Here is a 25,334-nt window from a genome sequence, read left to right on the forward strand (position 1 = left end):
TCGGGAGCAACAAATTCGATGCGGACAACATCCTTTGTCCGCATTTCCGGTATCGACCGCGCCATTCGAATCGAGCGACCATTCGGAGCGTGAAGCAATTCACACGCGGCCCAACATTGGATGTTTCGCTGCGGCCGACACGAACTCTTCGGAAGGGTGCAATGCAGCTACAAGATGAATTGACGCGCTACGGCTACCGCCAGGAGTTAGCCCGGAGGCTTCGGTTCCGGGACCTGGTCGCGTACGGGCTGGTGTACATGGTGCCGATCGCGCCGATGGCGATCTTCGGCAGCGTCTATGCCGGCTCCGGTGGGATGGTGGCTCTCGCGTACGCCATCGGCGTGGTGGCGTTGGTCTTTACCGCGTTCTCCTACGCGCAGATGGTCAAGGCGTTCCCGATGTCGGGCAGTGTCTACAACTACGCGGGCCGGGGCATCAGCGCGCCGGTCGGCTTCCTCGCTGGCTGGGTGATCCTCCTCGACTACGTGCTGGTTCCGGGACTGCTCTACCTGGTGGCATCGGTAGCGATGCACGCCACGGTGCCCGCGGCGCCTGTGTGGCTTTGGCTGCTGGGGTTCGTCGCGGTCAACACGATCGTCAACTCGGTCGGCATCCGGATGACCGCTGTGGTGACCCGGGTGATGCTGATCGGTGAACTGATCGTCTTAGCGATCTTCCTGGCCGTCGCCGGCTGGGCCCTCGCGACCGGGAAGGGCCGGTTCAGCTGGGAGGCGTTCTACAACGCCGACACCTTCACGTGGTCCCTCGTCGCGGGGGCGGTGTCGATCGCGGTGCTGTCCTTCCTCGGCTTCGACGGCATCAGCATGCTGGCCGAGGAGACCAAGGGCGGCTCCAGGCAAATCGGCCGCGCGATGGCCGCCGTCCTCATCCTGGCCGGCGTGCTGTTCATCGCCCAGACGTGGCTGGCCGCGATGCTCGTCCCGGAGCCGGCCTCGCTGCTCAGCGACGGGGATCCGAACGGCACCGCCTTCTACGACGCCGCCGCGGTAGCCGGCGGAGGATGGCTGGCCACCTTGTGCGCCGTCGCGACGGCGATCGCGTGGGGGTTGCCGAACTCGATGGTCGCGCAGGTCGCCACCTCGCGGCTGCTGTACGCGATGGCCCGCGACCGGCAACTGCCCGCGTTCCTGGCGAAGGTGTCGATCCGCCGCAACGTGCCGATCAACGCGACCCTGCTAACCGGGTTCGTGTCCCTCGCCCTGGGCCTGTACCTGGCGACCCGGGCGGACGGGATCACCCTGTTGTCGTCGCTGATCAACTTCGGGGCGATGGTCGCGTTCCTGGTCCTGCACGTCTCCGTGGTCGTGCACCACCTCATCCGCCGACGCAGCGGCAATTGGTGGGCGCACCTGGTGATGCCCGGTATCGGGTTCGCGATCCTCGTCTACGTGGTGGTCAACGCCAATATCGCCGCGCAGCGCCTCGGCCTGGCCTGGCTCGCCCTCGGCATGGTCGTTCTCGCCGGCCTGTACCTGTCCGGCCGCCGGCCCGCGTTGTCGGGTCTGGCACCCGCGCAGGCACCGGCGCGTGACGTGGAGCGGGTGTGACCGGCATGGAAACGATCACTTACCGTCCGGCTCGCGATGAGTTGGCCTATACCTTTGGCGGTCGTATGCCGGTGGCCCATGTCCGCTCCGGCGACGTGCTGCGGGTGTTCACGGAGGACTGCTTCGGCGGTCTCGTGCGAGGGCCGGCGGATTTGCCGTCGCGGGTGTGCCGGATGCCGTACCTGAACCCGGTGTCGGGGCCGTTCTTCATCGAGGACGCTGAGCCCGGCGACACCCTCGCGATCCACCTCGTTGCCATCGAGCCCGCCCGGGACTGGGGAGTCTCGTCGACGTTCCCGCACTTCGGAGCACTCACTTCGACCTCGCACACCGCTACGCTGCAGCCGCCGCTGGAGGAGCGGGTGTGGGTGTACGACATCGACCGGCAGGCCGGGACGATCCGCTTCCGCGCCACGGGCAGCGACCACAGCGTCGACCTGCCCCTGGACCCGATGATCGGCACGATCGGGGTCGCGCCCGGCGGGTTCGAGGCCCGCTCCACGATCGTCCCTGACTCCCATGGCGGGAACCTGGACAGCCCGGAGCTGCGCGCCGGGGCCACCCTGTACCTGGGGGTGAACGTGCACGGGGCGATGCTCGCCCTCGGCGACGGCCACGCCCGCCAGGGCGAGGGTGAGGCCTGCGGGGTCGGGGTGGAGATCGCCACGACCACCACCCTGATCATCGAGGTCATCAAAGGCGCGGGCTCTGTGTGGCCCCGGCTGGAGACCGACCGGGAGATCATGTCGGTCGGCTGCGCCCGCCCCCTAGAGGACGCCTACCGGATCGCCCAGCGCGATCTGGTCGGCTGGACGAGCGCGCTGACGGGTCTGGATGAACTCGACGCCTACCAGCTCGTGTCGCAGGCCGGCAGGGCGCCGATCGGCAACGTGTGCGACCCGAATTACACGGTCCTCGCCGCCGTCGACAAGACGCTGCTCCCGGCCCCAACCGCCGCCTACGGCGGGGTACACGCCCGGCTAAGGCAGCACGCCGCCGGGCTGCGATAGGGAGCTGGCGATGACCGCGTCGATTCCCCGACTGCCGCTGCGCGATGAGCTGTTCCTGCTCAGCCACAACGATGACACCGGCCAACCCCACGTCCACCGCCAGGCCCTCGCTCTCGGCATGGCCGGCGCGGTCCTGACTGACCTGTTCCTCGCCGGGCGGATCGCCCTCGACGACGGTCGCCCGGGCGGGCACCAGTGGCTGTGGTTGCACCTGGACCGGCCCGTCGGCGACTTGATCGCCGACACCGCCATCGCCTCTGTCCGGTACGCCAACCCCGCCCCGACGCTGCGGGGATGGCTGACCTGGTTCGCCGAGGACCTGTACGAACGCACCCGCGCCGGCCTGCACGCCGGCGGCATCCTTCGCCACACCACGCATCGCCGCCTTGGCGGCTTGGCCCGCCGCGACCGCTACCTCGCCACTGACACCAAGTGGGCGGTCGTCGCCCGGGCTCGGCTGCGTTACCTCGCCGCCGGTCGGGACCAACCCGACAACCACACCGCCGCCCTCGCCGGCCTCGTCGCCGTCCTTGGCCTGACCGAGCACCTCTACCTCGATGAGAACACCGCCGCTCTCACCGGCCAGCTGCGGGCTATCGCCGAGCAGCACCACCGGCAGGTACGCGACATCACCGCCGCGGTCGACGCCGCCGTCGGTGACCTCGCCACCGCCGCCTACCGCTAACTACTCAAGGACAAGGAGGCCGACCCATGGACGCTGACGTGCGCATCCGTGCCGCCCGCTGGGCAGACAAAGATCCCGTCGGCGCGCTGATCGCCACTGCCCTGCATCCCACCCCGCTCGCCGCGTGGCTCGTACCCGACCCGGCCGTGCGGCGCCGGGTTCTGACCGATGTCCTGGCGATCTGGGTGGAGCACGCCATGTTCTACGGCGACAGCCACGTCACCAACGACCTGACCGCCGCCACCGTCGGGTTCCACCGCTACCGGCCCATCCCACCACCGGCCAACTACCGCAGCAGGCTCACCGACGCCGCCGGCCCCCACGCCCACCGCTTCGACCAGCTCGACACCCTGCTGTCCGAGCCTCGACCCACCGAGCCGCACTACCACCTGGTGTTCCTCGCCGTACACCCCGACGTCCGAGGTGCCGGGCGGGCGACGGCGATGCTCACCCACCACCGCAGCCGACTCGACCGCATCGACCTGCCTTCCTGGACCGACACCACCACAGACGCCCACATCCTCTACACCCGCCACGGCTACACCCCACGACCACCGATCAGGCTGCCCGACGGGCCGATGCTGTGCCCGATGCGCCGCGATCCCGACCGCAGTTCCGACACCTGGCCCACCAACCGTGCCCACCCCGCCGCAGCCGACCAGACAAGCGCCGCCCCCTCAGCGGCACGACGTTGAGATTTCAGCGGCAGGAGATGCCGCGGCGCATGACGCCCGCATTTCGCCCGAGCTGACCGCGGCTGTCGACGCCTGTCGTCGTGGCCGGGCCCTCCCGCCACGCTGGCCAAGCGGTCAACGCCACCCACGTCCGAGCATCAACGAGCTGTCCGAGGAACGTCGAGCCGATGGCCTACCCCCGCAAGTACTCTCACGACTTCATCGACGCCACGGTCCAACGGGTGGCCGCCGCACGCGACAACGGGCACCGTGGTCCGATATCCGCGGTCGCCCGCGAGCTGAACCTCGACCGGCGCCTCGTGCAGGACTGGGTCAGCAGGACCCGAACCACCAGCGCCGCCCCGCCCACCCCTCCGCCCGAGGCCCAGCCGGTCGAAGACCCGTCACGGGTTGTTCTGCCAGCCGAACTTCTGCTCTGCCGCACCTGCGAACAACCCATGACGAGCACTCCTGACGGCGACCGGCTCGTCTACCAATGCCCGGGAAACTGCCTGCCACGCGGACTCGACACGCCGCCGCTGTCGCCGACACCGTCGGTCGGGCGATCCTGCGCCACACACCCGCCATCATCACCGCCACCGGCCACCCCAAGAGCGCCAACCTCGCCGCCGCGCACGCCAGCCGGGTCCTCGCCCGCATCACCGCCGGGCACACCGCCACCGACCTACGCTTCACCTGGCGCGTCGCCCTCGCCCCGGCAGGCCACGCCACGCCGGCCCTCGCCGAACGGCTCCGCTCAGCCCGAACCCTCGCCACCACCGACCCCGTGCGCGCCCGAAAGGTCCTGCGCGACGCCCTCGCCGGCGTCGACCCAGCCACCGCCGTTCCGAACCCCGCCCTCGCTGACGCCGCGCACCTGCAAGCTGAGCTACTCATTCGCCTGGGCAACTTCGCCGCCGCGATCCGCTGGGCCAGCTACGCCCACCACAGTCACGCGCACCTGCACGGACCTCCGCCCGGCCCGTCCTCACCGCCCTGCACACCCTCGCCACCGCCCACCGACAGGCGGGACATCACCAACGCGCGTACCACGCCTACCGGCACCTCGCCGACCAACTCACCGTCACCGTCGGGCCGGACGCCCACCCCACCCTCGCCACGCAGGCCACCCTCGCCCTCGTCCTGCGCGACCTCGGCCACTGCGGCGCCGCCCGACACCTCCTCGCCGATACCATCACCACGCACCGCCGCGCCCACCCCCACCACCCCGCCACCGCCCGCATGCTTCAACACCTGCACGAACTGCGGCGGCACTGCGCAGACCGCGGACACAACCACCCCGACATCGAGTTCGATGCCGCGAAAAACCAGCGGCAACACAGTCACGCGGAGGACTGAGACCTTTCGACACCGCAGACGGTCACGTGTCCAGCCGTCGAGCAGGCGGTACGCGTTCGACCGGACCGACAGGCCGACGGGATCTGTACCGTTGCGACAATGAGCACCGAGTCCTCACCAGCGGATTCGAGGGCGGTCACTGGAGCCCAGCCATGAACGACTCACGACCGGGGAACCCTCCCGCCATCACCTCCGAGGGCGGTCACAACGCTGAACCGCCGAGCGTCCACGTCCCCGCCCACCCCTCGGGCCGGCAGACCGATGCCGGAGCGGACCGGATCCGGGTCCAGGTGCTCGGCACACCTACCATCCTCGGCGTCCCCGACGGGCAGCACATCCGCCCACAGGCGATGGAGTTCCTCGTCTACCTAATCGTGCGCGGAGGATCGGCCTACCAGCACGACATCCTCGGCGACCTCATCCCCGAGCCACCGCACCGCCTGGCCACGCAGCGGCTGCACACGTACACCTACAACCTGCGCCAGATCTTCCGCTCCATCAGCGGGGACAACGTCTACCTGCGGCTACGCCGACACCACTACACCCTCAATATCGACGCCTTCGACGTCGACCTCTGGACCATGCGCGACGCCATCACCGCAGCCCAACACGCCAGCAGCCCGGCAGCTAGCACTGCCGCCCTACGCCGAGCATTCTCCGTCTACCGCGGGCCCCTCGCCGCCAACACCGGATACCTATGGCTCGTCCGGCATCGGCAAGCCGCATCCCGGGAGTTCCTGACCGCGGCCGTCAACCTCGCCGAGGCACTCGCCGACAGCCCCACCGAAGCCAACGCCGTCCTCGACATCGCCGCCCACCACCACCCGGACGACGAACTCCTGGCCGCCGCCGCTGCCACCATCCGTCTTCGGCTGGGTTGACTGCCGCCCTCACCACCGCCGCTGCTACGAACGACCTGAAGGTCTCTGCACTAACCAAAACGGCTTCTGTCAGATTCTACGAACGCCTCAACTTTGTGATCTTGCAAGATTCATCCAAAAGGTTGACGCTTGAAGCGGGACAAATCATCCTATGGCCGACACCATCGAGTCACCATACGCACCGTCGCCAGATGCCGATCGGAGCGCCATTCACTCGGCTTCACCGAGATGCGTAGCCCCAACCATTCGACTGGGAGGTTGAGCGCCCGTTCCTGTCACCGTTGCGAGGCCGCACCTCCCGGAGCCCACTCGTTCGCGAACGTCTCCATCTGGCGAATGACCAGTTCGACGGCCGCACGCTCGTGATCGGGCGGATAGTCGTAGCGAGCCAGCAGGCGGCGGATATGGCTGCGGAGCTTGGCGCGTACCGGTTCACGGGAGAACCAGTCCACCGTGATCGACGACTGGATCGACCTGACCAGCTGCCGGGCGATCTCTGCCAGGGTGCCGACTCCCATGAGCTCGGTGGCCGCGCCGTTTTGCGCGACGGCGTCGTAGAAGGCCAGTTCGGCGTGGTTTAGCGGAGGGTCGAACTGGTGGCCGCGCCGAGCGTCGGCGGACACCTGCTTAGCCAGCTCGACCAGCTCGACGATCAGCTGCGCGCTGGTCAACTGCTGACGCATGTAGCGGTTCATCAGGTCTTCGAGCTGGGCGGAGAAGCGTTCCTGGCGGACCACGTTGTGCTTGGTGACCTCGCGTATCTTTCGCTCGATCAGCCGGCGCAGCGCCGCGGCGGCCAGGTGCGGGGTCTCCGAGTTCTCCAGGCGCTGCAACGCCACCCCGTTAAGTTCGGTGATGTCGAGCTTGCCGAGGCCCGCCTCCTCATAGATGTCGGTGATGTCGGCGGCGTCGACCACCTCGGCGGCGAGCTGGGACAGGTAGCGTTCGACCTCGGCCGTGTTGGGCAGGCCCCTGGCCTCCCGGTCGGCGGCCTCTTCCTTGACGATCCAGACCCGTACGTCGCGGAAGTAGTGGATGTCGCGGCGCATCCGCTGGATGTCGCCGGCACGGTCGACGAAGTCGCGGCTGGTCGCACAGAGCGTGTAGAACCGTTCTAGCCGGCCCGCCGAGTCACGGAACCGCCGGTGCAGCGGCTTCGTACCGGGTTCGACGTCGTTGCCGGGGGTTCGCGGATTGCGCAGGAAATTGGCGGCCTTCTTCACTGCCCGGCGCCAGCGGGTCGGGTCGTTCTCGTCGTCCAGGATCTCCCGCCATTTGACTGGGGCCAGCATGGCCTCGAGGACGGCGATCTCGTTGTGCACCTCACTGATCGCCCGCTCGATCTCGCGGCCGAGGGTCTGGTCCTCCTGGTCGCTAGGGGTGTACTCGGTGAGCGCCTTGCGCAGGTTCTCGGTCAGCGGAGCGTAGCCGACCAGCAGGCCGTCCTGCTTCTCCCGGAACCGGCGGTTGACCCGGGCGAGCGCCTGCATCAGGTTGGCGCCCTTCATCGGCCGGTCCATGTAGATGGTGTGGATCGGCGGGGCGTCGTAGCCGGTGAGCAGCATCGAATGCACGATCAGCAGCTCCAGCTCGTCGTCTGGGTCCTTGGCGCGGGCCTGGACGGCTTTCTGCTGCGACGGGCGCAGGTGGTGCGGGCGCAGTACCTCCTTGTCGCTGGGCACCCCATGGAAGACGATCTTCATCTTGCCCTTGTCGACGGCGGGGTCCGTCCAGTCGGGCCGCAGCTCCTTGAGGGCGTCGAAGACGCGGACGCAGATCTCCCGGGTCGCGCAGACGAGCATGGCCTTGCCCGGTCCGCCGAGGTGCGGCCGCATCAGCTCGCGCCGCTTCTCCCAGTGTTCGACGAGGTCCTTTGCGAGGGTCTCGACCCGGTCGGGGGCACCGTAGACGGTGTTCATGGTGGCTGCGTACGCCTCGGCCTTACGCCGCTCCGCGTCGTCAAGGCTGGCGGTGAGCTTCTCCACCTGCTCGTCGATGCTCTCCGGGTCGATGTCCGGCGGCAGCGACACCGGAATGATCCGCGGCTCGTGGTAGACCCGCACGGTCGCCTCGTCGTCGACGGCACGTTTGAGGTCGTACACGTCGATGTGGTTGCCGAAGACGGCCTGAGTGTTCACCTCGGCGGTGGCGATCGGGGTGCCGGTGAAGGCGATGAACGTGGCGTGCGGCAGCGCGTCGCGGAGATGCCGGGCGTAGCCGTCCAGGCTGTCGTAGTGGCTGCGGTGCGCCTCGTCCACGATCACCAGGATGTTGCGCCGGTCGGAAAGGAGCGGATGCGACCTCCCGGCGTCGCGCTCTTCTTTCGTGCGCCCGAACTTCTGCAACGTGGTGAAGATGATGCCGCCAGCGTTCCGGTTCGAGAGCGTGTCCCGCAGTTCGGCGCGGGTGTCGGCCTGCTCCGGCTCCTGGCCCAGCAGAGTCTGGCTGTCGAGGAACGTGTCGAAGAGCTGGTCGTCGAGGTCGTTACGGTCGGTGAGCACCACGATGGTCGGGTTCTTCAGGGCGGGGTGGCGCGCGGTCAGCGCCGCCGTGCACACCATCTCCTCGGACTTGCCGGAGCCCTGGGTGTGCCAGACGACGCCCGCCTTCCCGTCGCTCTGCGATGCCCGCACGATGCACTCGACGGCCCGGATGACCGCGAAGTGTTGGTGCGCCTTCGCGATCCGCTTCGCCTTCGACGTGAAGTTAACGAAGCCGCCGGTGAGCTCCAGGAAGCGCCGCTGGTTGAACAGTCCGTAGAGGGCGACGATGAGCGCTTCCGGGCCGTCGTAGTCTGGCGCGGTGGTGTCGAGGCGTTCCCCCTCGTCGTCGATGTTCCACGGCGCGAAGTGCTCGTAGGGGGTGAACGGGGTCCCGTACTTCGCGGTGACCCCGTCGGAGATCAAGCACAGCACGGCGTGCCGGAAAGCGAGCGGGAACTCCGCGAGGTACGCCTGGAGCTGGGCGTGCGCGCCCGTCAGGGTGGCGTTCTCGTCGGCGGCGTTCTTCAGCTCGACGATCGCGACCGGCAGACCATTGAGGTACAGCACGATGTCGAACCGGCGGCGGAAGTCGCCGTCGACGATCGTGACCTGGTTGATCGCCCGGTAGACGTTGCGGCCGGGGTCGTCCAGGTCGGCCAGGCGCACCGTGGGGTTGTGCTCGGCAACGAACGCGTCGGTGTACGTGATCGAGCGGATGCCGTGGACCAGTCGCTCGTGCGCCGCCCGATTTTCGGCGAACGCCTCCCGGGAGGCCACGTCGGTGGCGGCCCGCATCGCGTCGGCGACCGCCGCAGGCGGCAGGTCGGGGTTGAGCCGCTCGACCGCGGCCCGCAGGTCCTCGACGAGCACGAGATCGGCCCAGGACTGCCGCTGCCCCGACCCCGGCGCGAAATCCTTCCCGGTACCCGGCTCCCACCCGAGCTCACCGAGGTGATCCAGCGCGAGCGCCTCCCAGTCCGCCTCGTTCATCCACCCGCCCGCGCCCATCCCCAGCCCCTCCCCTTGAACCGTTCGCCTAACTAAACCGCTTCTTCGACGACCTTCTCGGCTTCCCTGACCCGCAACCGCCCCGACATCAGTTCCGGCAACAGCGTGTCTCGCATGCGTCTGAGCGCCATCGACTCTAGTAAGCGCTGCTCAATACCGCGATGGAGTGGTGTCAGCTTTACTTCAAGTGCTGGCAATTGCGAATCTGTCAAGAATGGAACGACGACGTGGCTAAAGGTCTTCATATTTACGGTCGAGAAGACGGTGCCATGAGCAATGCTGAGCATATGCTCGGACGCCATTCGAATCATATGAAAAAGCACGCCCGGCGGTATCTGGCCAGGAATGAAGGCGTAGCATGACTGGTTGAATGAGGATGACTCGATTACTCTAGCCACCGCGCCTACGGTTCCGCGAGCCGTTAGTACAACCGAGCCGGGAGGCACGGGCTTAGCCCGTGTCTTTTGCGCCGCGGCAACAGTTATCCGCTCCTCCGTCGTTGCTACCACGCCAAAGGAGCTGTGGGCTACATCTTTGGCAGAGGCCCATGGCACGGTGCCGCCCCAGTAGTGGCCGATGGCGCGGTCGGGAGTCGCGCCCAGCACTGGTGTTGCGATACTGGCCAGCGATGCTTTTGAACAGTTAGTAGTCGCTTCCTCGAACAGGGCGGTGGAAAGATCGTCCATCTTCCCGGCGATGCGGTCGTTGACCGCAATCTTGTCGTCCAACGCACCGAGTATGGAGGCTATTGCCAGCTGTTCGCTGAGACTTGGACACTTGACCGTCATGGCTCGAAGCTGGGTGAGGTTGAACCCTGGAACGGAACTACCGATGGAAGAGTTCCGAACTCTTGCAACGGCCTCCGGCGTGCAGAGCGAGTAATAGAGGAAAAGCGGATCAACTCTCGATGGGTCTGGTGTCATCTTCATTTGTTTGTTCGAAACAATGTAACGCTCGTATCTTGCATTCCGGTCGACAAGGCCGAGTTGGCCAATGGTTCCCCAGCAGGTAAATATGAGGTCACCCAGCTTGGCGACGCTGCGCTCGAACTCCGCTGCTTTCGCCTCTTCAAGGAAGGCTAGGTCTTCATCAATTAGCCGCGTGCCAACATTTAGGCTGAGATTGCTGCCACGAATCACCGGAACGCCGGAAGCCACGAAGTGCCGAGAACTGATTGCAGACCCGAAGGGGCCTGTTGCCATGGCGTTCCGCTGAGGAGAGGCAAGCTCCTCCAAGCGGAACTCGCGCCAGTCAGACATCAAGCCTCCCAAGCTGGTCACGAACGACTGATTCGAGGCGGGAAGACTCGTCGAAGTGGGCGTACAGCTCCTTGGTTAGGCGTTCGATACGGTCGGCGAGCGGTTCGGCGTCCGGGTCCTCTTCGGCTTCAGCAGCGCCGACGTAGCGGCCCGGGGTGAGTACGTGATCGTGGGCGGCCACCTCGTCGAGTTTCGCGGAGTAGCAGAAACCGGGCACGTCCTCGTACGTCTGGCCCTTGGCCTTGGCGGACTTGGTGCCGCGCCAGGCGTGGTAGGTGTCCGCAATCCTGGCGATATCGTCGTCGGTGAGGATGCGCTCGGTGCGGTCGACCATGGTGCCGAGGGCGCGAGCGTCGATGAAGAGCACCTCGCCGCGCCGGTCGGTCAGCGCCTTCGCGCCCTGCGGTGTCTTGTCCTTGGTCAGGAACCACAGGCAGGCGGGGATCGCGGTGGTGCGGAACAGGTTCGGCGGGAGGGCGACCATGCAGGCCACCACGTCCGCCTCCACCATCGCCCGGCGAATGTCACCTTCGCCGGACTGCTTGGAGGACATCGAGCCGTTGGCGAGGACGACGCCGGCACTGCCGCGGTCGCCGAGCTTGTAGAGGATGTGCTGGAGCCAGGCGTAGTTGGCGTTGCTCTGCGGCGGCGTACCGTAGCGCCAGCGCGGGTCGCCCACCCTGCGCGCCCAGTCGCTCATGTTGAACGGCGGGTTGGCCATGATGAAGTCGGCCCGCCGGTCCAGGTGCTTGTCGTCGGCGAATGTGTCGGCCCAGCGGTCGCCGATGCCGACGGGGTCCATGCCGTGGATGGCGAGGTTCATTTTCGCCAGTCGCCACGTGCGTTCGTTGGCTTCCTGCCCGTAGACGGCGATGTCGTGAGTGTGGTCGCGGCCGGCGCGGGCCTCGACGAACTTCTTGGACTGCACGAACATGCCGCCGGATCCGCAGCACGGGTCGTAGACGCGGCCCTCGTAGGGCTCCAGCAGCTCGACGAGAACCCGCACCACGCTGGACGGGGTGTAGAACTCGCCGGCCCGCTTGCCCTCGGCGCGGGCGAAGCGCTCCAGGAAGTACTCGTACGTCTCGCCGAGAACGTCCTGCGCCTTCCGGTCGCCGTGGCCGGTGAAGCGGGCGTCGCTGATCAGGTCGACGAGCTCCTTGAGCCGTTTCTGGTCGACGTTGTCCCGGTTGAAGATCTTCGGGAGGACGCCGGTCAGCGCCGGGTTCTCGCGCATGATCGCGTCCATGGCGTTGTCGAGCAGCTCGCCGACGCCACCGGGAGCGTTCTCCACGAGGTAGTCCCAGCGCGCGTTCTCCGGAACCCAGAAGACGTTGGCGCTGGCGTACTCGTCGCGATCGTCGAGGAACTGGGCGCGGCGGTTCTCCGGGATGTCGGAGAGGCTGTCGGCGATCTGGTCGCGGCGTTCGGCGAACGCGTCCGAGACGTACTTGAGGAAGACCAGGCCGAGGACGAACTCCTTGTACTGCGCGGCGTCCATGGAGCCGCGCAGCTTATCGGCGGCCTTCCACAGGATGTCCTGGATCTGCTTGGTGCTGGACACGCCGAACAGCTCGGCCTGTCCGTTGGCGCGTTTACGTGGGGGCACTAGGTGTTCCGTTCTCTCGTTCAGGGGTTCGTACCGTACAGAGTCGTGAGGGTGCCGTCGGCGAAGCCGGTCACGATGAGTTCGCGCAACGTCGCCAAGAGGTCGGCCTGCCGCTGCAGTAGATGCTCGCGTTCTTCCAGACGGCGCAGCACGTCGTCTAGGCGGACCGCCTCGTCAGGGGCCAGGTCGGGGATTGTGGCGTCCCGCAGCCGTGGCCCCCGCACTGCACCAGGGCTACGTGTCATGTTGCGGGCGGTGGCCAGGAGTGCCGCCAGCACTCGGGGGGTGAGCGGGTCTTCAGAAGCGATGCGCAGTCCGTTGGCGGGGAACTCGATCACTGAGAAGCCGTCGTGGTCGAGGAGGATCCCGAACCGAGGAATGCTGGTGACCACGACGTCACCAGGTTCGGTGAGGGCGACCTGCGGGTACTGCGCGGCGAGGGTGAACCGGTCCATCCAGCGCTTGGACGACTGCCCGAGTACCTCTGCCGCGCCGATGACCCGATGGTGACCCCGTGGCTCGACATGCTCGGGGTTCAGGCGGTGCCCGGTGAGGGGGCGGACCCGGCGAGCCGTTCGTAGCGCCTCGCAAGAAAGCTCCTTCGGCCTGATTCCATCACGCTGCACCGCTGCGGTGTTCAGGAAGCCGTGCTCCTTCCCGTACCGGACGGCCTCTTGCTCAGCCTCGGTGAGACGCCCCTCGACCTCGCCGACGAGCGCGGGGCGGTCGGCGGCCAGGCGGGCACGCAGGGTGACTGACGCTGGACCGGGCGGCCGGAGCGCGGCAGCCCGGCGAAGGTCGAGGCTCTCCAGTAGGACGATTCGGCCGGTGCGCGGATCATGGCCGTCTCTGCGGTGCCCTTCCGCGCGCCAGAGGAGGATGTCCTCGGCAGCGGACTCGACTGTGGTGTGGTCAAGTGCGTGACCGCTGAGGTCGGCGAGTAGCACTCGGCCCTTGGTGGCGGGGATCGGGTCTCGGGTCAGCAGCCACAGAGCGGCGCGATGCCCTGGCCTGGCCGGGTAGACGCCGCCCGGCAGTTGCACAATTGCCTCGACGATGCCGCTGCTCAGCAGCGCAGACCGCCGTAACGCCGCTGGCCCGTCCCGTAATTGGTCGACGAGGCTGCTGGCGGGACCGACGATGATGGCCGTGCGGCCGGGACCGAGTAGATCGGCGATCGCTTCGACTCGGTTGAGGTCGGCGAGGGCGTCTCGGCTCTCCGCCGGCTGGTAGGGGAGCCGGGTGACTATGAGGTCCGGTTCGGCGAACTCCTCGTTCAGCTCGTCGGCGCGCACGTCGAACTGGAACTCGGGCAACTCGGCGAGGAGTAGCTGCCGACGCACCAGGCGGGCGAGTTCCTCGTCGGCGACGAAAGCGTTGATTCGCAGATTGTCGTTGTCCTGGTCGGTTACGAGCGCTGTCAGTAGGTCGCCTGCGCCCGCGTTGCCGTCGGTGATGGTGAGGGCATGGTGGGTCCGCAGCTGGGTCGGCACGTCGGCGACCCGACGGATCAGAGCCAGCGTCTCCGGGGTGAGTGCATCTGCTGACAACTCGGGCCAGCCGAGGCGGTTTGCGGAGCTGAGCAGGAATTGACAGCTGTGCCAGGGATCGAAGGCACCCTCGATCAGTTGCTCGACCAGTTGGGCGAGCCCTGTGGGTTCAGGGGCGTCGGTCAGCTCGTGCAGCAGAAACTCGTCTTCGGGATCGAGGCGCCGAGCCAGCGGCAGAGGATCGGCTGGCAGCGCCCGGCCGACGAGGTGGCGGAGGCAGAGCGCGGCGCCGAGGACGACGATCGTGCGTCGGCCGCCGTGCCGCCGGGCGTACGCCGCCAGCGTGTGCATGGACCGCTCGGCGCGCAGGGCGTCCGGGTCGGCGTGGCCAAGCCCGCTACGTAGTAGCCAAGCCACGACGGCGTCTGCGGGAAATAGAGGCTGGCCGTGGTTGCCCGGCACGGGTGCAGGGAAGTCGAGGTGCCGCCGGCGCCACGTGGTGACCGCAGGCTTTTTGACGCGCGCGAGCAGCGCGATCTCGCGCTGCGACATCAACTCCGCCTCCATGGCTCACCTCCTCGCTCTGGCGGTCACGGTACGAGTCCTGGAGTTTCGAAGACGACCGTAGATCTGTTATCCCCGGATAACACTGTGTAGGGCAGTGTAAGGGGTCAATCTGCGGTTCCCTCGATGCGCCAACGACATCAGGGGGTCTGATGAACGACACGCTCACGCTCTACCAGGAGCTCACCGACCGCCTTCAGCGGTCCCAGGTGCCCGGCCCGGTCAGCGACCTGGTTCTTGCCGCCTTCCACGGCGAGCAGGTTCTCGATGACGTACTGCGAGGTGAGGCCCTTCCGCCGTCGCCCGAGCCGAGTGAGGCGGGCGGTGCAACGCCGCAGGCATTCCTGGAAGAGGTCCGGGTTGCCGGCTTCCGCGGGATCGGTCAGCAGGTCACGGTCGGGCGGCTGCCCAAGACCGGGCTGACCGTGTTCGTGGGCCGCAACGGCTCCGGGAAGTCCAGCATCGCCGAGGCCGTCGAGTACGCGCTGACCGAGGACTCCCTGCGCTGGGCGCAGCGCCCGCCGGCCTTCCGCGAGGGCTGGCGGAACCTGCATCACGACGGCGCATCGGAGATCCGCCTCAGCCTTCGGCTCGACTCGGGCCAGCAGGTGGCGACCCACCGCACCTGGCCGGCCGGGGCCACCGATCTGACCTCCGCGACGGTCACCACGACCACGGGCGGCGCCGCGATGCCGCCCGGTCAGGTACCGCTGTGGATCGGTCAGGCCGCTAGGTACCGGCCGTTCCTGTCTGCCCGCGACCTCGAACGGGTCATCACCGCCAAGCCGGCCGAACTGTACGACGCGATCGCGCCGATCCTCGGTCTGGGCCCGCTACGCGACACCGATGCCCGGCTGCAGCGGCGGCGCAAGGTCTACGACGACCGGGCCAAGGCGCTCAAGGTGGCCTTCACCGATCTACGCGAACAGCTCGGCCAGATCGACGATGACCGCGCTCGCGACGCCTTGAGCGCGCTCGGGGCCCGTCCGCTCCGCGCGAACCTTGCCCGGCTGGCCGAACTCGCCTGCGGCGACACCGCCAGGTCGGAGGAGCCTGCAGCGGCAGCCGCCCGGCGGCTCGCCGAGCAGGACTTGCCCGACCTGGGTGCAGCGCTGGTTGCCCTCGCCGAGTCTGCGGCGGCGATGCGTGAGGCGACCGCAACCGACAGCGGCGCCGCGGATCGGAGCGCTCGGCTGCTGCGGGCCGCGCTCGACGTGCACCACGACCGCGGGAACGGCCCTTGCCCGGTGTGTCGCGTCGGGACCCTGGACCAGGACTGGCGTACGCAGGCCGAGGAGGAACTCGCCACGACGGCCGCATTCGCCGCGGTGGCACGCGCGGCCCAGCAGTCTCACGCGCACGCCCGCCGTGCGGTCGACGAGCTGCTCGGTGACATCCACCGGCTGCTGGAGCCGGCCGCCGCCGCGCTGGCTCCCCACATCCCTGGGGAGAGCGCGGCGATGCGCGACGCTCTCGTCGGGCTCGGCCCCGATCGGGCCGCTTGGGACAGTGTCGTCGCGGCGTACACCACCCTCGTGAAGGCGGCGGCCGGCTGGCTCGCCCAGCGTCACGACGCCTGGCGCGAGCCCGGCGCCGCGATCCGCCGGTGGGTCGACGCTGCGGCCGTGGTCCGCGCCGAGGCGCCGGCCCTGGCTCTGCTCACCAAGGCTCGTGCGGCTCTCGACACCGCCGAGAAGGCGATCCGGGCCGACCGGCTGAGCAACTTCGTCGCCCAGTCGGACCGGGTGTGGCAGAAGCTGCGGCAGGAAAGCAACGTCGAGCTGCACCGGCTGCAGATGGAAGGAGTGAACAACACCCGCCGGGTCCTGTTCCCCGTGGCCGCCGACGGCGTCGAGACCAACGCGCTCGCGGTGATGAGCCAGGGTGAGCTGCACGCCCTCGGCCTCGCGGTCTTCCTGCCCCGCGCCTGCGCCGAGACCAGCCCGTACCGGTTCGTGATCATCGACGACCCGGTGCAGAGCATGGACCCCACCAAGATCGACGGCTTGGCCGAGGTGTTGCGAGAGGTCGCCCTGACCCGGCAGGTCATCGTGTTCACGCACGACGACCGGCTGCCGGAAGCGATCCGCCGCCTCGACATTGAGGCCGACGTCCGGGAGGTCACTCGCCGCGAGGGCTCGATCGTCGAGGTCCGGAAGGTCTGCGACCCAGCGGACCGCTACCTCGACGATGCCCGCGCCCTGGTCGCCGCAGACATCCCCGACGAGGCGAAGTACCTGATGGTCGCCGGGTTCTGCCGGTCCGCGATCGAGTCGGTGAGCATGGATCGCTACCGGGCCGCCGAGCACCGGCGTGGCACGCCCTACCAGGAGATCCTGGAAGGACTCAGCCGAGCGCACACGGTCAAGGACCGGCTCAGCCTCGGGCTCTTCGGCCGCCTCGTACCCCGCCCGGAGCTCTTCGCTCGTCTCGACCGTGACTACGGCACCCAGGCCACCCGGACGGTCAAAGCGGTGGCGGACGCGGTCCACGGCCACCGGAGCATGCCCGCCCGAGCGATGGTCACCAAGACCGCTGCGCTCGTGGGGCGGTTGCGATGACGACGTCCCTGTACCTCGCCACCGCCGACCGGATGCTCAGCAGCGTCATCCGAGGCACCCGCGGAGCCTGGCCCCGGGCGTGCGCCTGGCTGCTTCGCCACGAACTGGAAGCAGCGATGGACCGGTACTGGGCCCGAGTCTGCCCCGAGATCGGACAGACCCGGGTGCAGCGACCGAAACTGCTGCTGCTCGCCCACTACGCCGGCCCCGACCTCGGGCGCCGGGCCAGCTACCTGTGGTGGGCGCTGTCCCGCGCCGGTCACCACCACCACTACGAACTCGGCGTCACCGCAGCCGAGCTGACCCGGCTCCGCGCCGAACTCCTCGACCTCGTCGCGCTCCTTGACCACTCGGAGGCCCCGACATGCTGAAGCGAGATCAGGCCATGCTGATCCTCGGCGTTGAGACGCTGGCCATCGTCGGTGTCGTCTACTACCTCGTCACGCTCGATCTCATCAGCCTTGCCTGGTCGGCGTCGATCGCGATCGCCATCCCGGCCTGGCTGCTTGCCGTGAAGGCGCCGACGACGTGCGGCGTGACCACCCAGAACGGCGGCCGGTGCGGACGAAAGGTCAACGGGGTGATCTTCGGCTGCGGCCGGTCGAACCACACCTGGGCCAAATTCTTTGCCCGCTTCGGTTGGCGTCGTCAGCCAGACCCGAGCAATCGTCAAAGCCGGTCTACCGAGGCTACCGAGGTCACCGAAGTGGTGACCGTGAAGATCGCCGAGGACTGGAAGAGCACCGTGACATTCTGGCTCGCCCTCACCGCGACGACGTGCGCCCTGGTCAGTGCCACCGTCGATGCCACCAACTTTTTTCACGAGCCGCCGACGCCGCCGGCCGCCGTCTCCCGCTGACCCTGACTTCCCCCATCGATGCGTCGAAGATCAAGTCCCCGGCGAGAATCGCGCGTTACGGCCTCTTCCGCGCCACGCAACACCTGTTCGAGTTGGGCTTCAGCTGCGTCAAGCCGCGCGGCGCTGCAACATTTCGGCCTGCTCGATGAGCCGACAAGGCACAGCGGTGCTCCGGGCGCGGAGGTGAAGGTTGCTGAGAGAGGTCGTTCCGATGACGTCGGGTGTCGGAAATCGGATGCATAGATGAACGTGTTATGCGCCCTATCCTGGAGGGCTTTGCCTCGGGCCGACGGCCCGGCGGATCAGCATTGGCGTACGTCGACTGACTTGGAGACGAGATGCTGTTGACCCAACCGGATGTACTCCACCTCGTTCAACAGGCCGCTGGCCGGTGGGCAGACCAACTGATCGACTTCGGCCCGCGCAACACGCTGCTCTACTTCAAGGAGCGACAGACCACCACCCTCGATCTCGCTGACGCGGCTCCCGGCGCGGTCGCCGACCTGCTCCGAGGACAGAAGGTTCGCCTACGGACGCTGTTCCCGGACCAGGACCGGCACAACACCGCCTGCAACACTGCCCGCAGCCTCCGCCGGAAGCTGGTCGAGCTGGAGGAGGAGCAGGGCATCCAGGCAGGTTGGGTGAGCCGCGGCCTGCTCTGCATGGTCGGCCAGTACACCCGGGGGTCCGTGCCGATGCAACCGCTGCGGGCGCCGCTGATTCTGCAGCAGCTTGCGCTGGACAGCAGGACGGCGACGGAGAACGACTTCACGCTGGAGCTGTCGGAGTCACCCGAGATCAATCCCGTCCTTCTGTACGCGCTGGAGCGGCAGTACGGCGTGGAGGCGGATATCAGCGCACTCGGCGAGAAGCTGAGCGCGATGCTGTCCGAGATCGCTGACCCGGACCAGCAGCTCAGTGCCGCCTACGAGCTGATCGCCGAGGCAGTTGCTCCCAGCGGCCTGTCTCTCCGGCTCGAGCCCGCGGTGGTTGCCGGCGTCTTTAGCTTCGACAAGCTCCCCATGGTCGAGGACCTTCGTAACTCGGCCGAGCTGCTCGCATCACATCCGGTGATCGGCGCGATGGCGGGCGACCGCGACGCTCGGCAAGAGCTGCGCACTGAGCAAGCTCAGGGGTCCAGCTCCAGTGCCGATCGGATCGATCCGGCCAACGAGTTCCTGGTCCACGACGCGGACTCGTCTCAGCAGTCGGCGATCGACGCGGTGCTGTCCGGCCGGCATGTGGTCATCGAGGGCCCACCCGGCACGGGCAAGAGTCAGACGATCGCGAACATCATCGCGTACATGGCCGCGATGGGTCGCAGCGTGCTGTTCGTCTCCGAGAAGCGGGCTGCCATCGAAGCGGTGATGAACCGCCTTGGCGACGTCGGGCTCGACAACCTGGTGTTCGACCTGCACGACCGCAAGATCAGCAAGCGGCAGGTCGCCCAACGCATCGCCAATGTCCTCACTCAAGCCGGCGCCGAACCACCCGTCGACACCGACGAACTGCACCGCCGCCTACAGAGCCGCCGGGCCGCAGCAAAACGGCATCCGGCCGAGCTGCACGAGGTACGGCAGCCCTGGGGTGTGAGCGCCTTTCAGATCATCGAGCAGCTCCTCGCGCTTCCGACGTGCGACGTCAGCGGCTACAACCTGCGCGCATCCGAGCTGCGGAACCTCGACCGGTCGAGGCTTGAGTCCGCGCGGGAGGACCTTCGGACGTTCGTGGATCGTGGCGGCCTGAGGATCTGGCGCGGGGAGTCGCCGTGGGCGAAGGCCGTCATCCGCACCCCAGACGATGTCGGCAAGGTGCTGGTGCATCTCGAAGAACTCGCGGCCGGTGCCCTGCAGGGCGCACAGCGCCAGATCCGGGACTTGGTCGACCGAGCGGGGCTGGACGTGCCGGACGACCTCGCTGCGTGGAAGGATCTGTTTGACCTGCTCAGCGAGGTCGACCGCACCATCGCCAGCTACGGCGAGCAGGTCTTCGGCCCGGATCTGGACGACTTCGTCTATGCGACAGCACCTGGGCGATCCCGGCCGCGCCGTTCGGAGCCGCTCGGGATCTTCCGCCGGTTCCAACTGCGCCGCGAGCTGCGGCGGACTTGTCCGGCCGCTCCCCGGAATCGATCCGAGATGTACCGGGGCCTGGTCGCCGCAGTGGACCAGCGTGAGCGGTGGCGGAAGCTCAGCCGTCAAGACAGCGCACCCACTGCTCTGGCGGGCGCCGACCTGTGCATGTCGTCCTTCACGCAGGTGCGTAACCACCTCGCTGCGGTGGCGGCATGTGCCCGGATCGATGGCCTTGAGCGTGGAACCACCACGACCGCGGCCAACACGCTCGCCGAGTTGAACGCCGACCGCGAGACGTTGTTCCTGATGCCCGACCTGAACAAGCAGCAGCAGCTGTTCCGCTCGCTAGGGCTGAGCCACATGCTCGACGACCTGGCCACCCGGCAGGTCTCGAGCGACGAGGCAGCCGACACCCTGTTGCGCTCCTGGTTGCAGGTGGTCCTCGACGAGATGCGCATGCGGGTCCCGTACCTCGGTCAGTTCGTCGGGCAGCAGCATGCCACGGTGGTCCAGGACTTCCGCGCTGCGGACAGCCGGCACATCGAGATGGCCGCCCGGCACGTGCGCCGCAACGTGGCAGTGAACCTCCGGAAGGCTCGAGACGCCTATCCCGACCAGAACGGCCTCGTCCGGCGGGAGGCGGCCAAGAAGAGCCGGCACCTATCTCTTCGGAAGCTGCTCAGCAGCGCACCGGAGGTGCTCCTCGCCGCCTTCCCGTGCTGGGCCATGTCACCACTGGTGGTCAGTCGCATCCTGCCGCCCGAGCGGTCGTTCGACATGGTGATCTTCGACGAGGCGAGCCAGATCGAGCCGCACGACGCGGTCGCCTCGATCATGCGTGGCACCCAGCTCGTCGTGGCCGGCGACCCGAAGCAACTCCCACCCACGCCGTTCTTCCGGCGCCTCGTTCAGCAGAGCCCGGCTGGCGAAGACGATGATCTCGGCGACGAGAGCCTCGAGGACTACGAGTCCGTTCTTGACGTCCTCGGTGGCCTCATCTCGGACCGGTACCGCTTGACCTGGCACTACCGCAGCCGAGACGAGCGCCTGATCGCATTCTCGAACGTCGAGATCTACAACCGGTCCCTCGTCACGTTCCCCGGCGTGCAGGTCGACAGCCCGCTGCGCTTGGAGACAGTGGACGGCCGTGTCGCCCCCGGGCAGGGCGGTTCATCAACCGAGGAGGTCAACAGAGCGGTCGAGCTGATTCTCGAGCACGCCGAGCAGCGACCAGACGAGAGCCTCGGCGTCATCACCATGGGGCAGAAGCACGCCCTGCGGATTGAAGCGACCCTGCGCAGCCGACGCCGCGAGCATGAGCACCTCGACGACTTCTTCTCGCAGGACCAGGCCGCGAGCCAGCGGTTCTTCATCAAGAGCCTGGAAAACGTCCAGGGCGACGAGCGGGACGCCATCATCCTGAGTATCGGCTACGCCAAGACCAGAGATGGCCGACTTCCGCTGCGCTTCGGACCGCTCAACCAGGAGGGCGGTGAACGGCGCCTCAACGTCGCGGTCACCCGAGCGCGTAGTCGGATGACCGTGGTGAGCGCCTTCTCCCACCACGACATGGACCCGAACCAGACCGCGGCAACACGGAACCGCGGACCCGAACTGCTCCGCCGTTACCTGGAGTTCGTTGACCTAGGCGGCGACCTCGGCGCGCGACAGCACACCGGGGTCGAGCTCAACGGCCTCGAACGCAGCGTCCTCAAGGCTCTCCAGCAGCAGGGCATCAACGCCGTGCCGCAGTGGGGTGTCTCCGGCTACCGCATCGACCTGGCCCTCGCCCACCCAGACCAGCCCGGCCGCATGGTCCTCGCTGTGGAGACCGACGGTCACTCGTACCACCAGGCACACAGCGCCCGGGACCGGGACCGGCTGCGCCAGCAACACCTCGAGCGCCTCGGGTGGGAGTTCCATCGCATCTGGTCGACCGACTGGTACGTGGATCCGGCAGGCCAGACAGCCCGACTCATCGCCCGCTGGAAGCAGGCGGTCGACCGCGCCAACCACGCCGCGAGGAGCCACCCCGTACCGCCGGCACGCCGGCCCGCTCAGCCACCGTCGCCGCCGGCGACCCGCCGTGGCCCACGCCCCGACGTGCCGATCGGTCTGCGGATCACCGACTACACGCGGGAACAGCTGGTACGGATCTGCACCTGGCTGGTGAGCGACCAGCTTCAGCGTGATCGGGATGAGCGCCTCCAGGAGGCCATGAGCGAACTTGGCTTCCGCAAGCGGGGCTCAATCATCCTCCAGCGCCTGACCGAAGCACTCGACATCGCGCAGCAGCGCGCCGACCGGGAGGTATCCCGATGATTGCCCTCGACCCGCTCACTCTGGAACGCGTCGCTCGCCTGATCTGCGACGTCGATGGTCCCTACGAGCGGACCGGTACGCAGATCGAGCGGTTCCTTCACCGAGTCCGGTGGCCTGGCGATCCGCAGTACGACGGCTCTCCGCGGATCCCCTGGCTGACAGAAGTACTCAATTCCCATGCCGATGACGCCGCCGCCCTCGACCGGCTGCTCTGTCGCATCGGCGATCCGCTGGAGTACGACGGCGGCGTCGAGGCCGCCGAGCCGATCGCGCAGGAGCTGAACCGCATCCTGGCCCCCGAACAGCTCACCATCACCTACATCGGCGGGCGCCCCGTACTCGGCCAGCTCAGCCAGACCAGCGACGTTCCTCTCTACGGGCCGCCGCCGGACCTCCACGAGCGGGTACGACGACTAACCGGGAACGGCAAGGCAGTCGACATCCTCATGGCGCGCGCCGACGAAGCATCCATCTGCCAGAACAACGGGGCCTACGCGCTGGCGATCATCGGCATCGGCAGCTTCGTCGAAGGACTGCTGCACGTCGTGGTGACTGACCGCAACGAAACCGTGCGAAGGAACGGCCTGGTCGGCCGGAACGGCCGACGGGTTCCGGCCGAACGAGCGGGCCTTCACCTGCTCCTCGAGTACGCGCACCAACAGAAGTGGGTTCAGACCGACGCCAAGGACTTCATGGAGAAGGTCCGGGACTACCGCAACTTCGTCCACCCCCGCCACCAGATCGACTACGGGCTCGTGCCCGACCTGGACACGGTGCGGATGTGCTGGGCACCTGTACACGCGCTTCTCAACGATCTGGAATCCGCACCATGATCAACAGCTCATCTCGGTGACCAGCAAGCAAGCGGCTTGACCTCTCCTTGTCCAGATGCCGACCTCGACACCGCCGCTGCTACTCCAGCTTCCGAACCAAGACCAGGTGCTGGAGTAGCAGACGGAGGTCAGCGGGGCCGCATCGAGCGAGTGCGGCGACGCGTTCGGCGCAGCCCTCTCGCCTGTAACCCCTCGGGACGGCGCAATGCTCGGTTTCAGGTCTGTGTTCACGACCCACCGCGAACGGAACCATCTGCAGCCACTGGTACGGGAACAACTCGACCGTTGGATCGCGGGCCCCAAGTGCTGGGATCCGTCTGCGCTTCAGGAGAATCGGTGGGCGACCATCGGCGACAACGTCAGGGCCCTCCTACTGCAGCACGAGGGGCAGGATGGATCGACGTCAACGCGCGTACGGATCGTCGAAACGAAGCCGGACGGGCAGTGGATCATCCAACTGACCGTACACTCGCCCAACGCGAGAGAGCGGGCGGCGTGGGCCTGGATCGACATCGAATCACCCGACCCCGACAGTGAGGACCCACGCGGCCGCCCCCGCCTCGCAGGCACACCCCGCTTTCTCGCACCCATGCTCGAAATCGTCGATGCCTGGGACGGTGCCGCACGCCTCACGACCAGACCAATCGTCATCCGTGGCGACGAAGTCGACGAGGTCCACCGAGCGCTCATGGACACCGAGCGACGAGGTGTCGTCTTCGTCGCCGGCAACGACGACTCGCTGCCGTCAGTCCCATGGACGAACCGGATCGCCAACCTGACCCGGTTCACCATCGGTATGGCCTCGTGCTACGTGCTGGACGGGGAGGCCACACAGTTGCTCAACGACCGGCTCGGCCAGGCCCACGCCGTAGTGCCCGGCCGGCTTCGGACCTTTCGCTCTCAGGTTCAACCGGACTCCGTCGTCGATGGGCTGCGGCACCGGGTCCTGAGCGCCGAACGGATCACCGACGACAGCGAACAGCCCCGCCTCGCGCGGGTCCTCGCCTCCAACGCCCAACTTCAGGCTCTCGAACAGCCGCTACCCGCATCTGTGGCGCGGGTACACCGGATGCTGGAACGCATCGCCGACGACATGTTGGTGCACCGGCTTGGCGACGTCGGTTCGAAGCGGCCATCGCTCGTTCCGTCGCAGCCCCGGGCGGCGGCCGTCGAGACGCGAGAGAGTGATCGCCGGCAAGACGACGTCAGCGCGCAGCAGGGCATGTTGCTGGACTACCTGACGATCAAGGTAGGGATCGATGACCTGACTGTCGACCGGATCGACGAGATCGTGCGTCTGATCGAGGTCGGTCGGTCATCGCAGGAGGCGCAGAACGACATCGCATCCCGACTCGCGCAACTCCAAGCCGAACTCGATGAGACGCAGAAGGCGTATCACGACGTCAAATGGCAGCTGGATGATGAGCAGATCGAGAACCGGGACGCGGTCGACCGCCTGACCCGGTCTGCGGAGACTGAACGGACGCTACGCCACCGGCTCGCCTCTATGGGGCAAGCAGAGGTGGCCTGGACGGCACAGCCATCGGAAGCGGACGTCTCCCGGCCGGACAGCTTCGGCGAGTTGCTCCGTTGGCTGCCAAGGCTCCAGCACGTCGTGTTCACGGGCGATCCTGACCACGCTGAGGAACTCGACAGCAACGACCCCCTGGGCGCCTGGGCGTCGAAGACCTGGGACGCGTTGTTGGTGCTCCAGGACTATGCAGCGGCGAAGGCGGACGGGCGCTGGGATCGGGACGTACACGGCTTTCTTGAACACACCCCTGATGGCTGCCACGAATGGCCAACGCGACGGCACGCCCGCGATGAGAGCGAGGAGGTGCGGACGAACCCGACGTTCCGGAGGAGGCGTGTTCTGCCTGTGCCAACCTCCGTCGTTCCGGCTGGACAGACCTTCATGGGAGCGCACTTCAAGATCGCTCAGTTCGCCATGATCAGCCCTCGGATGCACTATTACGACAACACAGCGCAGAGCGGCCGGATCTATGTCGGCTACATCGGCCGGCACTTACCGACCGGACAGACGAACTGACGGGGCCTGAAGGATTGCTACTGCGACGCGACACGCTCGGCTGT

16 protein-coding genes are annotated in these 25,334 nt (G+C 67.5%); 11 read left to right on the forward strand and 5 right to left on the reverse strand.

Annotation, left to right across the window (positions count from 1 at the left end; translation table 11 throughout):
* Nucleotides 1-161 precede the first annotated feature (161 nt).
* The 4 genes from ACLQ3B_RS09145 to ACLQ3B_RS09160 are packed head-to-tail and all read left to right on the forward strand — an operon-like array spanning nucleotide 162 to nucleotide 3,958.
* Nucleotides 162-1,568 carry an APC family permease gene (locus ACLQ3B_RS09145; RefSeq protein WP_425779119.1) on the forward strand — a complete coding sequence of 469 codons (1,407 nt, stop codon included), beginning with the start codon at nucleotides 162-164 and terminating at the stop codon, nucleotides 1,566-1,568.
* Nucleotides 1,565-2,578, forward strand: coding sequence for an acetamidase/formamidase family protein (locus ACLQ3B_RS09150; RefSeq protein ID WP_425779121.1), 1,014 nt, complete (start codon nucleotides 1,565-1,567; stop codon nucleotides 2,576-2,578). The genes ACLQ3B_RS09145 and ACLQ3B_RS09150 overlap by 4 nt, the downstream gene beginning before the upstream one ends.
* A 10-nt stretch (nucleotides 2,579-2,588) precedes the next feature.
* Nucleotides 2,589-3,263 carry a GOLPH3/VPS74 family protein gene (locus tag ACLQ3B_RS09155; RefSeq protein WP_425779123.1) on the forward strand — a complete coding sequence of 225 codons (675 nt, stop codon included), beginning with the start codon at nucleotides 2,589-2,591 and terminating at the stop codon, nucleotides 3,261-3,263.
* Nucleotides 3,264-3,289: 26 nt separating this feature from the next.
* A complete protein-coding gene (locus ACLQ3B_RS09160) occupies nucleotides 3,290-3,958 on the forward strand; it encodes a GNAT family N-acetyltransferase (RefSeq protein ID WP_425779125.1) in 669 nt (222 codons plus the stop codon).
* Between the two features lie 930 nt (nucleotides 3,959-4,888).
* On the opposite strand, the gene ACLQ3B_RS09165 is transcribed toward ACLQ3B_RS09160, so the two are convergent.
* Nucleotides 4,889-5,284, reverse strand: a complete 396-nt coding sequence (locus tag ACLQ3B_RS09165) for a hypothetical protein (protein ID WP_425779127.1) — start codon at nucleotides 5,282-5,284, stop codon at nucleotides 4,889-4,891.
* 164 nt (nucleotides 5,285-5,448) lie between these two features.
* Between ACLQ3B_RS09165 and ACLQ3B_RS09170 the strand changes: the two genes are divergently transcribed.
* Entirely contained in the window at nucleotides 5,449-6,177 is a 729-nt protein-coding gene (locus ACLQ3B_RS09170; protein ID WP_425779129.1) for an AfsR/SARP family transcriptional regulator, read from the forward strand.
* Nucleotides 6,178-6,452: 275 nt separating this feature from the next.
* Here ACLQ3B_RS09170 and ACLQ3B_RS09175 read toward each other — a convergent pair whose 3' ends face one another.
* The 4 genes from ACLQ3B_RS09175 to ACLQ3B_RS09190 are packed head-to-tail and all read right to left on the reverse strand — an operon-like array spanning nucleotide 6,453 to nucleotide 14,593.
* Nucleotides 6,453-9,668 (reverse strand): type I restriction endonuclease subunit R, encoded by a 3,216-nt coding sequence (locus ACLQ3B_RS09175; RefSeq protein WP_425779131.1) that lies wholly within the window; start codon nucleotides 9,666-9,668, stop codon nucleotides 6,453-6,455.
* Nucleotides 9,669-9,700: 32 nt separating this feature from the next.
* Nucleotides 9,701-10,927, reverse strand: a complete 1,227-nt coding sequence (locus ACLQ3B_RS09180; protein WP_425779133.1) for a restriction endonuclease subunit S — start codon at nucleotides 10,925-10,927, stop codon at nucleotides 9,701-9,703.
* Nucleotides 10,920-12,536: a type I restriction-modification system subunit M gene (locus ACLQ3B_RS09185; RefSeq protein WP_425779134.1), complete on the reverse strand. Its 1,617-nt coding sequence runs from the start codon at nucleotides 12,534-12,536 to the stop codon at nucleotides 10,920-10,922. The genes ACLQ3B_RS09180 and ACLQ3B_RS09185 overlap by 8 nt, the downstream gene beginning before the upstream one ends.
* Nucleotides 12,537-12,556: 20 nt before the next feature.
* Nucleotides 12,557-14,593 (reverse strand): SAM-dependent DNA methyltransferase, encoded by a 2,037-nt coding sequence (locus tag ACLQ3B_RS09190; RefSeq protein ID WP_425779136.1) that lies wholly within the window; start codon nucleotides 14,591-14,593, stop codon nucleotides 12,557-12,559.
* A 149-nt stretch (nucleotides 14,594-14,742) separates the two neighbouring features.
* Between ACLQ3B_RS09190 and ACLQ3B_RS09195 the strand changes: the two genes are divergently transcribed.
* The 6 genes from ACLQ3B_RS09195 (at nucleotide 14,743) to ACLQ3B_RS09220 (ending at nucleotide 25,290) form a co-directional block, all read left to right on the forward strand.
* Complete coding sequence (locus ACLQ3B_RS09195) at nucleotides 14,743-17,151, forward strand: AAA family ATPase (protein WP_425779138.1); 2,409 nt, start codon at nucleotides 14,743-14,745, stop codon at nucleotides 17,149-17,151.
* Nucleotides 17,148-17,522, forward strand: coding sequence for a hypothetical protein (locus ACLQ3B_RS09200; RefSeq protein WP_406080415.1), 375 nt, complete (start codon nucleotides 17,148-17,150; stop codon nucleotides 17,520-17,522). The genes ACLQ3B_RS09195 and ACLQ3B_RS09200 overlap by 4 nt, the downstream gene beginning before the upstream one ends.
* Complete coding sequence (locus ACLQ3B_RS09205) at nucleotides 17,516-18,010, forward strand: hypothetical protein (protein ID WP_425779140.1); 495 nt, start codon at nucleotides 17,516-17,518, stop codon at nucleotides 18,008-18,010. Before ACLQ3B_RS09200 ends, ACLQ3B_RS09205 begins: the two co-directional genes overlap by 7 nt.
* A 338-nt stretch (nucleotides 18,011-18,348) precedes the next feature.
* Nucleotides 18,349-22,407, forward strand: a complete 4,059-nt coding sequence (locus ACLQ3B_RS09210) for an AAA domain-containing protein (RefSeq protein ID WP_425779142.1) — start codon at nucleotides 18,349-18,351, stop codon at nucleotides 22,405-22,407.
* Complete coding sequence (locus ACLQ3B_RS09215; protein ID WP_425735688.1) at nucleotides 22,404-23,240, forward strand: hypothetical protein; 837 nt, start codon at nucleotides 22,404-22,406, stop codon at nucleotides 23,238-23,240. The genes ACLQ3B_RS09210 and ACLQ3B_RS09215 overlap by 4 nt, the downstream gene beginning before the upstream one ends.
* Nucleotides 23,241-23,463: 223 nt before the next feature.
* On the forward strand, nucleotides 23,464-25,290 hold the full coding sequence (locus ACLQ3B_RS09220) for a hypothetical protein (RefSeq protein WP_425779144.1): 1,827 nt from the start codon (nucleotides 23,464-23,466) through the stop codon (nucleotides 25,288-25,290).
* Nucleotides 25,291-25,334 lie beyond the last annotated feature (44 nt).

The sequence above is a fragment of the Micromonospora sp. DT53 genome, assembly GCF_049841535.1.
Lineage (GTDB): Bacteria > Actinomycetota > Actinomycetes > Mycobacteriales > Micromonosporaceae > Micromonospora.